Here is a 14,335-nt window from a genome sequence, read left to right on the forward strand (position 1 = left end):
TCGAACTAACACAGGTTTAAGATTTTGCTGCGATATTCCGAAGGGGTATGACCGTATTTCTTCCGAAACAGCTTATCAAAATAACTGTAATTGTCGTAGCCGACTCTCTGGGCGACGTCGGATATCCGGTATTCCTGCTCACGGAGAAGCTCGGTCGCCTTCTGCAAGCGGATATTTTGGATGTATTGATGGATGGTGGCGCCGGTCTCGTCTTTGAAACTGCTGGCCAAATATTCTTTGCTTACAAAAAAGGTTTGGGCAAGTCCCGTCAGCGACAAAGCTTCGCTGTAATTCAGCTCGATATACGTTTGAACGGCTGCGGCTCGTTCTTTGCGCGTTGCCGGTCGCTTTGCGCAATCGGAGTTTTCACCGATATTTTTCAAGCGGGCAAGCAGCCGGTCCAGCAGGAAACAGGCGTTCAATTGCGCCTTTAGGCAAAGCGTCAACGGATCTTCTTCATGCAGCGCATCCGAATCGCTGTGCACCAAGGAGGAGAATAGCAAATAGACGAATTGACATGTCAAAAGCTTGTTATTGAGCCAGCATGCAAATCTCTCTTGCAGCGCGGCCGCTGCTTGCTCATGCATCCCGTAATCGATAAAGAGCTGGATGTTATGCAGCAGCCGTGATAATTCCGACAGCTTTTCGTCGGTTAGCGGACTTGAGATCGCCTGGCCAACGTCGATGACAGCAGGATCGGGTTCAAACTGCGATAGATCGATATGTAATAAACGGTGCTCCAGTTGATGAATCGCGACGGAAAATTCATTTTTGGTCAAGATCGATCCTTCTCTTAAGATCATGCAGTCGATTTTCACCATTTTTTTCATCACACCGGCGATTTCACACAGCTTGTTCTTTGACAATGCATTACATGGCGTCAGCAGCCAAAATACAAGCCGGCAATTATTCCCCGCCGGTCCGAAAATATACGGAATACTTGATGATTGAAGAATCTCTTCAAAGAAATTGCACAGGACGTATTCAACCAGCTCAAGGTCTCCGTTATATTTTTCTTGTAAATCGGAAAAATAGTTTCGAACAACCACGAGATGAGCCGACCAACATTCGGTATTGAGATAAAACGGATATCGCGCCTGTTCGTTCACCGTCAGCTTCTCTCCGTTATAAATCTTTCGAATGATTCGCGCACGGGCTTTCGACGTTTCTTCACGTTTATGCCGTATCGCCGCATATTCCGCTTCGTTCAAGAATGCGGCGCTGTGCATACGCTGAATCGCTTTGTCAAGCGCGCGGGACAGGTCCTTCTTGTCGAAGGGCTTCAGAATATAGTCCACGACATTATATCGCAGCGCCTGCTGAGCAAAAGCAAAACTGTCGTGTCCGCTGATGATGACGACCTGACACTCATGACGATTTGTCTGCATATGCGCGATAAGCTCCAGCCCGTGCATCCCCGGTATAGCCAGGTCCAGCAGCATCAAATCCGGCTCCGATTCCTCGATTAACCGCAATCCCTCAAGTGCGTTTTCAGCTTCGCCGGCGATTTCGATCGGTTCATCAAGCGCTGCCAGAATCGATCTGAGCGCTTTTCTGACCTTGGGTTCGTCTTCAATGATAATTAATTTCATCACCGCGCTTCACGCTCCATTCCACAGTTACGGTCGTTCCGGTTCCGGGTTGGCTCTCGATTCGGATAGCGCCGGAATCCTTAAAATAATGAAGGATGCGCTGCTGAACGTTATGAAGACCCAAATGGTCGCCGCTGACACCGACGGACATCATATTCCGCCGAAGGGCTTCCAGCTTTTCCTTAGATAGTCCGACACCGTTATCCCGAATGCTCAAACTGATTCGGTCTCCTTGCCGTTCGGCCGCAATAACGACGGCGCCAAACCCTTTTTTGGATATGCCATGGATGACCGCATTTTCTACGATGGGCTGCAGCGATAATTTGAGACATGGATACGAAAGTAAATGCTCGGCTGCTTCGATCCGATACTCCAGATTTTTTTCGAACCGGAATTGCTGGATCTGCAAATAATTCCGGACATGCTCGATTTCCCTTCCCAAAGGAACGATGTCCTCACCCGACTCGATTGTATACCGGAACATCGAAGAGAGCGATTTGATCATGCTGCATATCGTTTCGGAGCCGGCATCCAATGCTTCCGAGTATATCGCGGTCAGCGTGTTGTATAAAAAATGAGGATTGATTTGCGCCTGCAGCGCCTTTACTCTGGAGTAAGACTCCTGCAATTTCAATTCATATTGACTCTGAATCAGTTCGTCCAATTTTCGAACCATGGACTGGAACTGCCTCGCCAAAAACCCAATCTCATCGCCTCTGGATGCATCGCGGCCGTCGCTCAAAACCAGCTTAAAATCACCGTTTCCCACATCCTTCATGGATCTGACCAGCCTGACGATCGGACCCGATATTTGCCGGGAGAATGAGAGCCACATCAATGCCGCAACAGCGATCATCATCCCACCCAGATAGATGGTATATTTAATCGCATCCCATGCCGCCCGGGCCAGGAAAACGTTCGGGATATATTGGATGACCCTCCAGCCGAATCGATTGGCGGAGCTTTTTACGGCAATCATGCCGCGTTTATCAATCGGGGCCGCTAGTGTCGTATAGAGAGCGGTTCCCTCCGCATTTATCACCTCAATCGCGTCGCGGTTCGAAATTTGATCGGCCAAAACACTCTCGAAAAAACGCGGATTCAAATCGATCCCGAGAACGCCGATATAGGTTTTTCGAATCACATCCGTTATGGATCGGCCGATAATCAACTGCCCGGAAGGCTGATCGAAAGAATAATTGATCGTCATGGCACCGTTTCGATTCCGGGTTTTGTCCAGCCATTGCCGCTCCTCACCCGTAAGCTCCGTACTTTTTTGCAAAGACAAGTCCTGGTATTCGATCTCGTACCATAAATGCTCATCGTTCAGGTACAGAAAAACGTTGTTGGCTTCGCGAAGCGACAAAGCCAGCACCTGCAATAAGCTCACCATCCGATTTTCACCTTGAAGGGAGTATCCGTAAGGATTGGTCAAATAATCGTATATATCGGGAGATTCGTATACGCTCATCAGCTTGTCGTCTACTTCGATAACGGCATTCTGCAGGCTGATATTCAACTGGTTCATCAACTGAAATTGAGCCGCTATCAAGTTATCTTTGATTTGCTGCCGGATTTGCTGGTAAGCGATCAATAAGCTGACGGTCAGCGGAACAGCCATCACGATCAGCAAGAGCAAATACTTCGACTTAAGCCTCATCGTCCACACATCCCGTTTGCGATCAGCATTCTGCCTGTGCCGCAAGATAATGAAAAACCATCCCTAAATCGGCCCGAAGACCCATATAGGAATGGTATGGAACGATATCCTTGTTCTCCAAACCAGCTTGACAAACGTTTTTTGAGCCCGTACTCCCCGGCTCTAAGGAGCGATGCCCGGCATGTTAACGCTTGCCCGCGTTTGCCGCGTCCTTAAAGGCCGAATAGAGCATCGGCGTTATGCCGACGCCGACGTAGCGGGCGCCCCAATCCATTTGCTGCGTGACCCCTTGCGCATTGCCGACCTGCGTGCCGACGGCGACGCCGTGCTTTTTTCCGCTTTCCAGCACGCGGTTCATCGCCTTCTGCACTTCCGGATGGCTCGGCCCTTCCGAGGCATACCCCATCGTAACGGACAAATCCGTCGGCCCGATATAACACACATCGATGCCTTCGACTGTCATAATCGCTTCGATATTGTCCACGGCCTCCGGCGTTTCGATATGCACGGCGACTAGAATCTCATCGTTAGCCTGCTTTAAATAGCCGGCTCCGCCGTGCACGCCATAAAGCGCGGCGCGGCACGAATAGGCGGTTCCCCGCCTGCCTGCCGGAGGGAACTTCGCGCGCTGCACGATCTCGATCGCCTGCTCCTTCGTATTGACCATCGGGACATGGATGCCGTAAGCGCCCCTGTCAAGCGCTTTTTGAATGTCGGAGGCATCGTACGCAACCCGAACGAACGGCATCGTGCCGGCGAGTTCCGCCGCGCGGATCATTTCCTCCACCTCGCCCCATGACAAGGGGCCGTGCTCATTGTCGATGACGACAAAGTCGAAGCCGGAATAACCGACCATCTCCACGACGGAGGCCGAGTGAAAGCCCTGAAAACAGCCGACAACGTATCCGTTTTCCTTGATTTTCTTTTTCACCTTATTATTCATCAATGGTTAACTCCTTTCGGCACCGGATGATTCACCGGCCAGCTCGGACTTTTACCGGTTAACACTTCGTCGATGCTCATCGCGGCATGCAAGGCCATTTTGGCTCTGGATTCTTCGGTTAACGCCGCATTGTGGGGAGTCATCAGGACCTGCTCCATTTGAAAAAACGGATGGCTCGCAGGCAGCGGCTCCTCCCGAAAGACGTCCAGCCCCGCTCCGGCAATCCTGTTTTCGTTCAAAACGGCGACCAGATCGCGCTCGTTCACAACCTCGCCTCTGGCAGCATTCACGAAATACGCGGAAGGCTTCATCAGCTCCAGCTCCTTCCGGCCGATGATCCCCATCGTCTCCGGCGCTGCGGGCAGGTGGACGCTTACAAAATCGCTTTGCTCAAATATGGCGTTCCAATCGGCCTGCCGCACGCCCTCCGGCAGACGATCGGCTGGAACGTAAGGGTCGTATCCGATTACGTTCATCCCTAATCCGTGGTAAGCCTTCTTCGCAAGCATGGAACCGATTCTGCCCAAACCGAGAATACCCAGCGTTTTCCCCTCAAGCTCCATACCGAATACTTGATTGCGAATCTCCCAGTTGCCTTTTCTGAACGCCCGGTCGATCGCCATCAGTTTCTTGGAGAGGGCCAAAATGAGGGTCAAGGCGTGCTCCGCGACCGAAACGGCATTCGCCATGGGAGTCGTGGTGACGTAGATACCCAGCTCGGTCGCCAGCGGTACGTTGATGTTGTCCACTCCGACACCGTGCCTGGCGATGACCCGTACCTTTCGGCCTGCCCGGATCACGTTCTCGGTATACCTTTCCGTACGGGCCAGAACCGCATCGCAAGCTTGAATCGCTTCGGCGAGCTCGTCCTCGGAAATTCCGCTTCCTTTCACGATCTCATAGCCTCTTTCCATCAAAAAACGGGCTCCTTCATCCGCAATGGTTTGCGGGATCAGCACCTTCGGCAACGCTAATCACCCTCTCGTCCAGTTTCCCTATTTTCGCAAGCGCTTACAAACGAGATGGCAAAGTCCCGTCACCTTGAGGACGGCACTTTGCAATCGATTGCGCGATTTCAAATTCATGTTAAGGATGAACATGCAGGATGTCAATACAAAATGATCATAAATTCGGAATATTCAGTTCGAGTCGGTTCAAGACACACAGGATCGGCCGATGCCTACGCCCGTGCTTCCGTCCCCTGCTCGAAGCTTATACAGGCCGAAGCTCGGCCTAAGCGGTTGTTATTCCCCCCAAATGTTCCAGCATGTCGAGTGTCATTTTCTCCAGATCGTATTCCGGCCGGAACCCCCATTCGTCTCGCGCTGCCGTGGCGTCCATCGATTTCGGCCAGCTTTCGGCGATCGCCTGCCTCAGGGGGTCAACGGCATAATCGAGCTCGAATGCCGGCAAATGCTTGCGGATGGCCGCGGCAACGGTTTCCGGCTCCACGCTCATGGCCGTGACATTAAAGGCATTTCGGTGAATCAGCCTGGACGGATCGGCTTCCAGCAGCGTGACGACGGCCTGCAAAGCATCTGGCATATACATCATGTCCAGATAGGTACCTGCGGCGATATAAGAGGTATACCTTCCATGTGCGACCGCGTTTCTGTACATGTCCACGGCATAATCCGTCGTGCCGCCGCCGGGAGGCGTTTTGTACGAGATGATCCCGGGAAAACGCAGCCCGCGCGTATCGACGCCGAATTTTCGATAATAGTAATCGCACAGCAGCTCCCCGGATACTTTATTGATGCCGTACATCGTCGCCGGTCTTTGGATCGTATCCTGCGGCGTATTTTCTTTGGGCGTGCCCGGACCGAACGCGCCGATCGAGCTTGGCGTAAAAAACAGGCAGCCCAGCTCCCGGGAAACTTCCAGGGCGCAGAGCAGTCCGCCCATATTCACCTGCCAGGCTAGAAGCGGTCTCGCTTCCGCGGAGGCGGACAATAACGAGGCAAGATGGATCACCGTGTTCACGCGGTGTCTCCGGGCAATGTCGAACATCGCATGCACATCCGTCACGTCCAAAATCTCGAACGGTTCATATCGTGCCGGATCGGCCGCTTTTCTGATATCCGTCGCGATCACTTGATCGTTCCCGTACCTTTCTCTCAATTTCCCGACTAATTCGGAGCCGATTTGGCCAAGGGCGCCGGTTACCAAGATCCGTTTCATCTCATATGCCTCCCCAATGAAGCATTTGGTTGTTTGAGAAGGAGCTTAACCCGGTATGACGGCCAATTGTTTGCCGACTTTTTCATAAGCGGACAGCGCCCGGTCGAGCATGTCTTTGGTATGCGCCGACGTCGGCATGTTTCTCACTCTTCCGGTTCCTTTCGGCACGGTCGGGAATACGATGGCTTTCGCATACACGCCTTCTTCATACAGCCTTTGGCTAAATCGCTGCGTCAAAATCTCCTCCCCAACGATGCAGGGCGTGATTGGCGTTTCACTGGAACCGATGTTGAAGCCGAGACCGGAAAGCCCCTTCTTCAAATAAGCGGCGTTTTCCCACAGCCGCTTCTGCAGCTCCGAGCTGCTCTTCAGGATATCGATCGCGGCGATCGAAGCGGCAACCGCGGCGGGAGGCAGGGAGGTGGAGAACAGGAACGGCCTGCCGCGCACCTTGAGCCAATCGATCAGCTCCTGCGAGCCGGCCACATAACCGCCCACGGACCCGATAGCTTTGGACAAGGTACCGATTTGAAAATCGATGCTGCGTGAAAGCCCGAAATGCTTCACTGTCCCCGCTCCGTCTCCCAATACGCCGGAGCCGTGCGCGTCGTCCACGTAGGTGATCAGGTCGAGCTCCCCGGCAATGTTGACGATTTCCGGCAGCTTGGCGATATCGCCGTCCATGGAGAATACGCCGTCCGTAATCACCATCATTTTGTTGTACTGGCCGCTCTCTTTGGCTGCCTTCGCTTTTTCGCGCAGGTCGTTCATATCGGAATGACGATATCGGATCACTTTCGCTCTCGATAAACGGCAGCCGTCAATGATCGAAGCATGATTCAGCTCATCGGACAAAATCGCATCCCGCTCATCCATAACCGCCGAAATGGCGGCCATATTGCAGTTAAAGCCGGACTGGAAAACGATCGCCGCCTCGGTATGCTTGAACTCGGCCAGCTTTTGTTCCAGTTCCACATGGAGCTTCAGCGTTCCGTTGATCGTTCTTACCGCTCCGGACCCGGCCCCGTACTGCCGCGCGGCTTTCACGGCCGCTTCGACCAGCCGCGGATCCGAAGCCAGACCCAGGTAGTTGTTGGAGGAAAGATTGATGAACGATTTGCCGTCAATTGCGATCACCGGACCGTTGGCCCCCTGCACCGTATCAATCGCATTGTACAGACCCTTGCTTTTCAAAGCCTCCAAATTTCCCTTTAAGAAGGCCGATAACGTTTTGCTGGACATCGGAATCCCCTCCATTGTGACGCTTGCGGATAGCAAATTTGTCCTTTTGCAGCGGACGATCACGACCCGGTTTTTTTCGGTATCTCCTGCTTTTAACATATGACATTGAAAGGAGATCTAAACATGAACGAAACGCAAAGCGTCTGCCCGAAGCTGCGCTTCTTAGAAAACAGGCTTAGGACTCCCATGAGCATGACCAGCGGCAGCGGGTGAAATGAATGTCATTAAATTTATGGAATTAAATTTAGTGGAATTTTATCTATTTTTTAGGGTTAGCTTCTATACAAGTCGGTATGCGATATTTGAGCCCTCTGAGAGATCGAATTCGCGCATAAAAAAGAACCTTCATCACCGCTTGAAGGCGGATTTGAAGATTCCTTTGCTTTATATTTTTGATACTAGTTCATGGCTTTAGGCGTCGCTTGGCTCCATTTTCGCGATATGCTTGATTAAAGCACGTCAAAAAGGCGGAAACCGGCAGGTCTTATAAAAGGCCGTTCGGATAAACGACGACTTTCAGGCTGCCGCTTTTGTTGGTGCGGGCCCGTTCCATCGCTTCCTTCGTTTGTTCGAGCGGATACCGGTCGGTGATCAGCGAACGTACGTCCGCGATATCGGAGGACAGAAACGAAATGCCTTGCGGATACGTGTTGGCGTAGCGGAAGACGCCGAAAATGTCCAGCTCGTTATCCGCGATCCACGGAATGTTCAGCGGAATTTCATCCTGCGGCGGCAGGCCGACGATCGCCAGCTTGCCTCCGCGGCGTACCGCATACAGCGCCGACTGCAGCGCCTTCGGATTGCCCGCTGTCTCGAACGCGACGTCCGCGCCGATGCCGCCCGTCGCTTCGCGCACCGCCTGCACCGGGTCGGCGTCCCTGATGTTGACCGCGTGCGTTGCGCCAAGCCTCAACGCCGCCTCCAAGCGGATCGGCTCCAGGTCCGCGACGACGATCTGCTTCGCGCCGAACGCCTTGGCCGCCACAACCGCCATCAAGCCGACCGGGCCCATGCCCATGATCGCGACGGTCTGCCCCGGCTTGACGCCGGCCCGTTTGGCGGCGTGGATGCCGACGGAGAACGGCTCGTTGAGCGCAGCCTCTTCATAGGAGAGCCGGTCCGGAATGGCAAACAGGAAATCTTCCCGGTGGGCGATATACTGCACGAACGCCCCGTCTACGGGAGGGGTCGCCAGAAACTGCACGTCCGGGCACAGGTTATAACGCCCTTCCTTGCAGGCGGGACATCTGCCGCAGGTGACGCCGGGCTCGACGGCGACCCGGTCTCCGGGCTTGAATTTCGTGACGGCGGCGCCGACCGCCTCCACGATGCCGGCGCATTCGTGGCCGAGAATGATCGGCTTCTCCACGACGAACCGGCCGATACGGCCGTGCTCATAGTAATGGATATCGGATCCGCATACTCCGACCGCCATCACTTTCACCAATACTTCATCGTCCCGAAGCTCGGGCAGCGGCATTTCGACGATATCGATTTCAAACGGAGCGCTCATCACGGCCGCTTTCATTGTTCCATTCATCCAAGCTCACACTCCTTATTCGCGCATTTGCCCCGGCCTGACCGGCCGGGGCAAATGTCTGCTTTCCATTTACGCGGATGGCGCGTTATTCCCACGGCTTCAGCATGATTTTGGCGCACTGCTGGGAAACGGAGGTTTCCAGCGCCTCCTGAATGCGGCTCATCGGAAACACATGGCTGACGAACGATTCCGTCATGCGGGAACGGCGAATAACGTTCATCAGCAGCGGAAAATCGTTCAAGTTGTAATGCCACGAGCCGATGAGATGAATGCCTTTGCGAATCATATCCCGGCTGATTACGATCGGCGTTTCGTTATGGGATTCCCCGACGAAAGCGACCTTGCCCTTCCGCTTGACGGCATCGATGCACAGCCGATGGGCGGCCGGCACGCCCGAGCAGTCGACGGCGTAATCCGGTCCTTTGCCGCCGGTAAGCTCTGCAATCTTCGCCAAGGCTTCGGCGTCCCGCGGATCGATCACCGCATCGATGCCCAGCCGGCGGGCGGTCTCGATCCGGTACGGATTCGATTCCACTCCGATCACGACGGCGCCGCAAAACTTGGCGTTAATGACGGCGCCGAGCCCGACAGGCCCAAGGCCGGTAACGAGCAGCGTATCGTAGGCCGACACGCCGAGCTTCCGAATCGCACCGAATGACGCGCCGAGTCCGCAGCAGGCCAAAGCCGCCTGCTCGTAGCTCAGATCGTCGGGAATTTTGCGCAGGCAGACTTCCGGTTTCACGATATACTGCGCCATCGCCGAATCCATCATCGGATTGCTCAGGCAGTGGATGTAATCTCCCGCCAGGCAAAGCTCGCACTCGCCGCAGCCGGAGAGCGGCATGGCGACGACGCGGTCGCCGACCTTGAACAGTCCGCCCTCCTGCGCCGTCTCGACCACTTCGCCGACCGCTTCGTGTCCCAGGCAGTCATGCGGCTTTCCTTCCAGAAAAGCTTTATACTCCGTACACATCGGCGCGACGTGCACCTTGATCAGCACTTCTCTGCCCTGCGGCTTCGGAATCGGCCGCTCGACCAATTCCGCCATGCGCGGGCCAACGATGGCCGCTTTCTTCATCATACATACCCCTCCAATACCGGATCGAGCGCGCTCTTCGTGCGCTGCGCCGCTTCTTTCGAACCGAGCAGCGGAAGCGAGTCGCTGAAGGTCTCCACGGATACATAGCTGTCATAGCCGATTTCCCGCAGCGCGGACAGCATGCCCGGCAAATCGATAATTCCTTCCCCCGGCAGCAGGCGCTGGTTGTCGATCTGCTCGTCCGCGGGCTTGTCTGGCGCGTCGTTAATATGCACGAGCACGATTTGCTCCGGCCGCAGCGCCAAAATATCTTCGCGGGTCGCACCCGAGGTAAACCAATGGAAGCTGTCGAACAGCACGCCGACGTTCGGCACGTCGATGGCTCCGATCAGCTCGAGCACACCAGGCAGCGTATGGATAAAATCGTGCTTCATCGTTCGCAGCGTCTTCGGCCCGACCCACTCGATGCCGAAGCGGATTCCGTTATCGTCCAGCACCTTGGCGCACTCCCGCAGGCGGCGGATGAAGCGGCTCGTATATTCGGCAACCGGCTCGTCGGTGGCGGGATACAGCCACGTGCAGCAGTTGGTCGCGCCGAGCTCGGCAGCGAAGCGGGCGATGTCGGGCAGCGCCGCGAGCTCCTCCCGGAACAGCGCCTCGTCCTTGCGGAATTCGACCGGCAGTCCGAACGAACCCAGAACGAGATTCCGTGTCGACAGCATTTCCCGGGCGGATGCGAACGATTGCGTTTTGAATGTCTCGTAAAATGGCAGTATGCTGTAGTCGATCGCCGGAAAGCCCGCCAGCGACGCCGCGTCCAGGAACTCCTCCGCAGCCGCGTCCCTTCCTGTCGTGACCGGATTCAGTGTCGGTATCATGCTCGCACCTCTCTCTATGAACCTGTTAGTCTAGCAAATCGTTTTAAATGAACAAACGGGAGCCGCACGGACTCATCCTTTTACCGCGCCGGCGACCATGCCTTGAATGATCCGTTTGGACAAGCAAAGGTAGACGATGATGACGGGTAAGATCGAAACGTTAATGCCCGCCATAAGCTGCGGATAGTTGATCGTGTACTGCCCGACAAAATTGGTCAGGCCGACCGGAATCGTCTTTAGCTCCTGCGAATTGATCAGGATCAGCGCAAACGGAAATTCGTTCCAGATGTTCAGGAAGCTGATGATGATACAGGTGGACAGCACCGGCCTGCAAATCGGAAACACGATGCGAAACAAGGTGGAAACGGTATTCGCTCCATCGACGTAAGCCGCCTCTTCCATCTCAATCGGAACGCTCTTCATGAAGCTCTCGATCAGGAAGATGACAAGCGGCAGCGCAAACGTGACCTCGGGCAGCACCAGGAACAACCGGTGATCCAGCAGATGCAGGTTGCGATACTCGATGAACAAGGGTACCAGCAAACCGTAAACGGGCACCAGCATGCCGAACAAAAACATCGTGTACACGACGTTTCGGCCCCGGAAGGAAAACCGCGACAAAAAGTAACCGCTCACAAAGCCGATCAATATCGTGAGAACGACGGAGATCGCGCTGACGAACGCGCTGTTCCACAAATAGAGGTACAGCTTGCCGTCCCAAAAAGCCGTCACGTAATTGTCGAAATGCAGGCTTTTGGGGAGCGATAAAATGTTAAAGCTGAATTCCTGCTGATTTTTCAGGGAAGAATACATCACCCACAAAATCGGAAAAATGCTGACGAGCGAAAACACGGCGATCAACACGTTGGCGGCCGACTTGACGCCGGCGACCGCGATTTTACGATTCAAGGGAACGACCTCCCATCAATCTGCGGCTCAGCAGGATCAAGCCGAGACTAAGGACGATCATGCCGATGGAAATCGCGCTTCCGTACCCCAGTTGAAATTTTCCAAACGAAGTGTTGTACGCATACTGCGCCATAACGGTAGAGCTGTTGCCGGGTCCGCCCCCGGTCATGACGAAGATGTTGTCGAAAATCTTCATGTTGCCAGCGATGCACAGCATGATCGCCACTCTTAAAGTATCGTACATCATCGGCAGCGTAATATAGATGACCTTCTTGAAGCCGGTGGCCCCGTCAATCTCGGCTCCTTCGTAAATTTCCCCGGGGATGCTCTGGATCGATGCCATGAAAATAATCAAATACAAGCCGATCCACTGCCAAATGATCGGGATCGTAACCGAATAGATGACGATCTTCGGGTCGTCCAGCCACGGGCGAATCCAGTCCGCCAGATGCAAGCCCTTGAGCAGGCTGTTCAAAATCCCGTAATTTTGGCTGTAAATCAGGTTCCAGATAAAACCGACGACAACGGCCGGCAGCACGACCGGCAGAAACAGCACCGTGCGGTGCAGCTCGCGCAGCTTTACCCATTTGGCCTGCAAAATGACGGCCAGCACGAACGCGATTCCAAGCTGACCGATAATGCTCAGCAGCGTAATAATCATGTTGTTGCGGAACGAGAACCAAAACTTCGCATCCTGCAAAAGCTGGCTGTAATTATGAAAACCGATAAAATCCTTGGACAAGCCGCCGGACCATTTGTAAAAGCTGAAATGAATCGACAGTGCCAGCGGAACGATGACAATAAACAAATACACGAGAATGCCGGGAAGCATAAAACCGTAAATCGTCGTCCATCTCGGGTTGGGCAGCTTCTTCCCCAAGCGGCTCACCTCCTAACTTCCGCCCTGTCTCCGAAACGGACGTTCCGGAGACAAACGGAGCTTTTTAAGCGGTTACGAACCTTCGTAAGTGCTTTGAATATCCTTCGCGAGCTGCTCCGGCGTAATGCGCTGGATCAGCAGGTCCTGCAGCCCGTTGTTCATCGTTTCAATCACCGCCGGCGACAGCTGGCCGTCATAAATCGGCGACTGCTCGAGGTTCTTGAACATCTCCAAATACTCGTTGAACAGCGGCACGACCTTGCTCTTGTCATAATCGGTCGGAATCGTTGCGGCAACGGCATTGTTCTCGGCTGCCGCGTTCGCTTCTTCCACGCCGGTCAGCTTCTTCACCAGATCGATTGCCGCCTGCAGCTTGTCGCCCTTCAAATTGGCGTTGATCGCGAACGCCCATGCCGCGCCTCCGGATACGACATTCGCTTTGCCGGCTCCGCCTTCCACGCTCGGCAGAATGGCCAGATGCGTAGCGTCCTTGATTTCCTGCGGCGCTTCGCTGGATAAGGAGGATATCGCCCAGTCTCCTTCGAAGAACATCGCCGCTTTGCCGTTGTAGAACGCCGTTCGCTGCTGGCTGTTGTCGATGCTGTTAAGGTCGCTGTTGAACGCGCCCATCTTGCTCAAGCTTTGCAGCGCCGTCAAAGCGTCGACAAACGGCTTATCGGTGAACTTTGCGCCTTGATTGTTCTTGATGCTGTTGAACCAATCCGTACCGGTAAAGCGGTCCCCAAGCTCGCTAAGAATGCTGGATTCCGCCACCCACTTGTCTTTGTTCCCCAGCGAGATCGGCGTGTAGCCTTTCGCCTTCAGCGTATCGATCGCGTCGGTGAACTCTTTCCACGTCTTAGGGAATTCGGTGATCCCGACCTTATCGAAAATATCCTTGTTATAGAAAATGAGCGAGGTGGAGAGCATCTGCATCGGTGCTCCTGCCAATACCCCATTGACGGTAAAATCCTTCAGCGTACTCGGAATAAAGCCCTTCTTCCATTCCGAATCCTGGTTCATGATGTCGTCGAGCGGCATAATCAGCTTGTTGTCGACAAACATTTGGGCGTCCGATCCGAGCAGCTCGAACACGTCCGGCATGTCATTTCCGGCCGCCAGCGTTTTGATTTTTGTTTTATAGGTGGCGTCCTGCAGCGATTCCTCGGAAATTTCCACGTTCGGATGCTCTTTCTTGAACTCGTCGATCATCTTCCGATGGGCAATGACGGCACCTTCCGTGGACGTCTCGAGCAGCCGGTCCTCCAAAGTCAATTTGATGGACGGCGCGGAGCCGCCGTTTGAACCTGAGTCGGAAGCGCCGCCTGGAGCCGCGTCCTTGCCGCCGCTTGCTCCGCAGGCGGAAAGCGCTAACATCGCAGCCGTCGTTCCCAACGCAAGCATCGTAGCCTTTTTCATGTGAAAAGTCCCCCTCGTAACGTGTGGTATGGGTCATGGTCTACATTTTACA

The 14,335-nt window shown here is 54.3% G+C and carries 12 protein-coding genes; all 12 read right to left on the reverse strand.

Annotated features, from left to right (window positions below; genetic code table 11):
* Positions 1-5: 5 nt before the first annotated feature.
* A complete protein-coding gene (locus PD282_RS18355; RefSeq protein WP_274655313.1) occupies positions 6-1,592 on the reverse strand; it encodes a response regulator in 1,587 nt (528 codons plus the stop codon).
* Positions 1,573-3,252: a sensor histidine kinase gene (locus PD282_RS18360; protein WP_274652087.1), complete on the reverse strand. Its 1,680-nt coding sequence runs from the start codon at positions 3,250-3,252 to the stop codon at positions 1,573-1,575. Before PD282_RS18360 ends, PD282_RS18355 begins: the two co-directional genes overlap by 20 nt.
* A 184-nt stretch (positions 3,253-3,436) precedes the next feature.
* Positions 3,437-4,195, reverse strand: a complete 759-nt coding sequence (locus tag PD282_RS18365) for an HpcH/HpaI aldolase family protein (protein ID WP_274652088.1) — start codon at positions 4,193-4,195, stop codon at positions 3,437-3,439.
* Positions 4,195-5,154, reverse strand: a complete 960-nt coding sequence (locus PD282_RS18370; protein ID WP_274655315.1) for a hydroxyacid dehydrogenase — start codon at positions 5,152-5,154, stop codon at positions 4,195-4,197. The genes PD282_RS18365 and PD282_RS18370 overlap by 1 nt, the downstream gene beginning before the upstream one ends.
* 274 nt (positions 5,155-5,428) lie before the next feature.
* On the reverse strand, positions 5,429-6,376 hold the full coding sequence (locus PD282_RS18375; protein ID WP_274652089.1) for an NAD-dependent epimerase/dehydratase family protein: 948 nt from the start codon (positions 6,374-6,376) through the stop codon (positions 5,429-5,431).
* A gap of 45 nt (positions 6,377-6,421) precedes the next feature.
* On the reverse strand, positions 6,422-7,618 hold the full coding sequence (locus PD282_RS18380) for a glycine C-acetyltransferase (RefSeq protein ID WP_274652090.1): 1,197 nt from the start codon (positions 7,616-7,618) through the stop codon (positions 6,422-6,424).
* 484 nt (positions 7,619-8,102) lie between these two features.
* On the reverse strand, positions 8,103-9,158 hold the full coding sequence (locus tag PD282_RS18385; protein WP_274652091.1) for an NAD(P)-dependent alcohol dehydrogenase: 1,056 nt from the start codon (positions 9,156-9,158) through the stop codon (positions 8,103-8,105).
* Positions 9,159-9,243: 85 nt separating this feature from the next.
* Positions 9,244-10,239 carry a zinc-dependent alcohol dehydrogenase gene (locus tag PD282_RS18390; protein ID WP_274652092.1) on the reverse strand — a complete coding sequence of 332 codons (996 nt, stop codon included), beginning with the start codon at positions 10,237-10,239 and terminating at the stop codon, positions 9,244-9,246.
* Positions 10,236-11,075 (reverse strand): sugar phosphate isomerase/epimerase family protein, encoded by an 840-nt coding sequence (locus tag PD282_RS18395; protein ID WP_274652093.1) that lies wholly within the window; start codon positions 11,073-11,075, stop codon positions 10,236-10,238. Before PD282_RS18395 ends, PD282_RS18390 begins: the two co-directional genes overlap by 4 nt.
* 72 nt (positions 11,076-11,147) lie before the next feature.
* The gene (locus PD282_RS18400; RefSeq protein WP_274652094.1) at positions 11,148-11,984 is read right to left on the reverse strand and encodes a carbohydrate ABC transporter permease; all 837 of its coding nucleotides are present in this window, start codon (positions 11,982-11,984) and stop codon (positions 11,148-11,150) included.
* Positions 11,974-12,864, reverse strand: coding sequence for a carbohydrate ABC transporter permease (locus tag PD282_RS18405; protein WP_274652095.1), 891 nt, complete (start codon positions 12,862-12,864; stop codon positions 11,974-11,976). Before PD282_RS18405 ends, PD282_RS18400 begins: the two co-directional genes overlap by 11 nt.
* Positions 12,865-12,936: 72 nt before the next feature.
* Positions 12,937-14,283, reverse strand: coding sequence for an extracellular solute-binding protein (locus PD282_RS18410; RefSeq protein ID WP_274652096.1), 1,347 nt, complete (start codon positions 14,281-14,283; stop codon positions 12,937-12,939).
* Between the last annotated feature and the right edge of the window lie 52 nt (positions 14,284-14,335).

This window comes from Paenibacillus humicola (genome assembly GCF_028826105.1).
Classification (GTDB): Bacteria; Bacillota; Bacilli; order Paenibacillales; family Paenibacillaceae; genus Paenibacillus_Z; species Paenibacillus_Z humicola.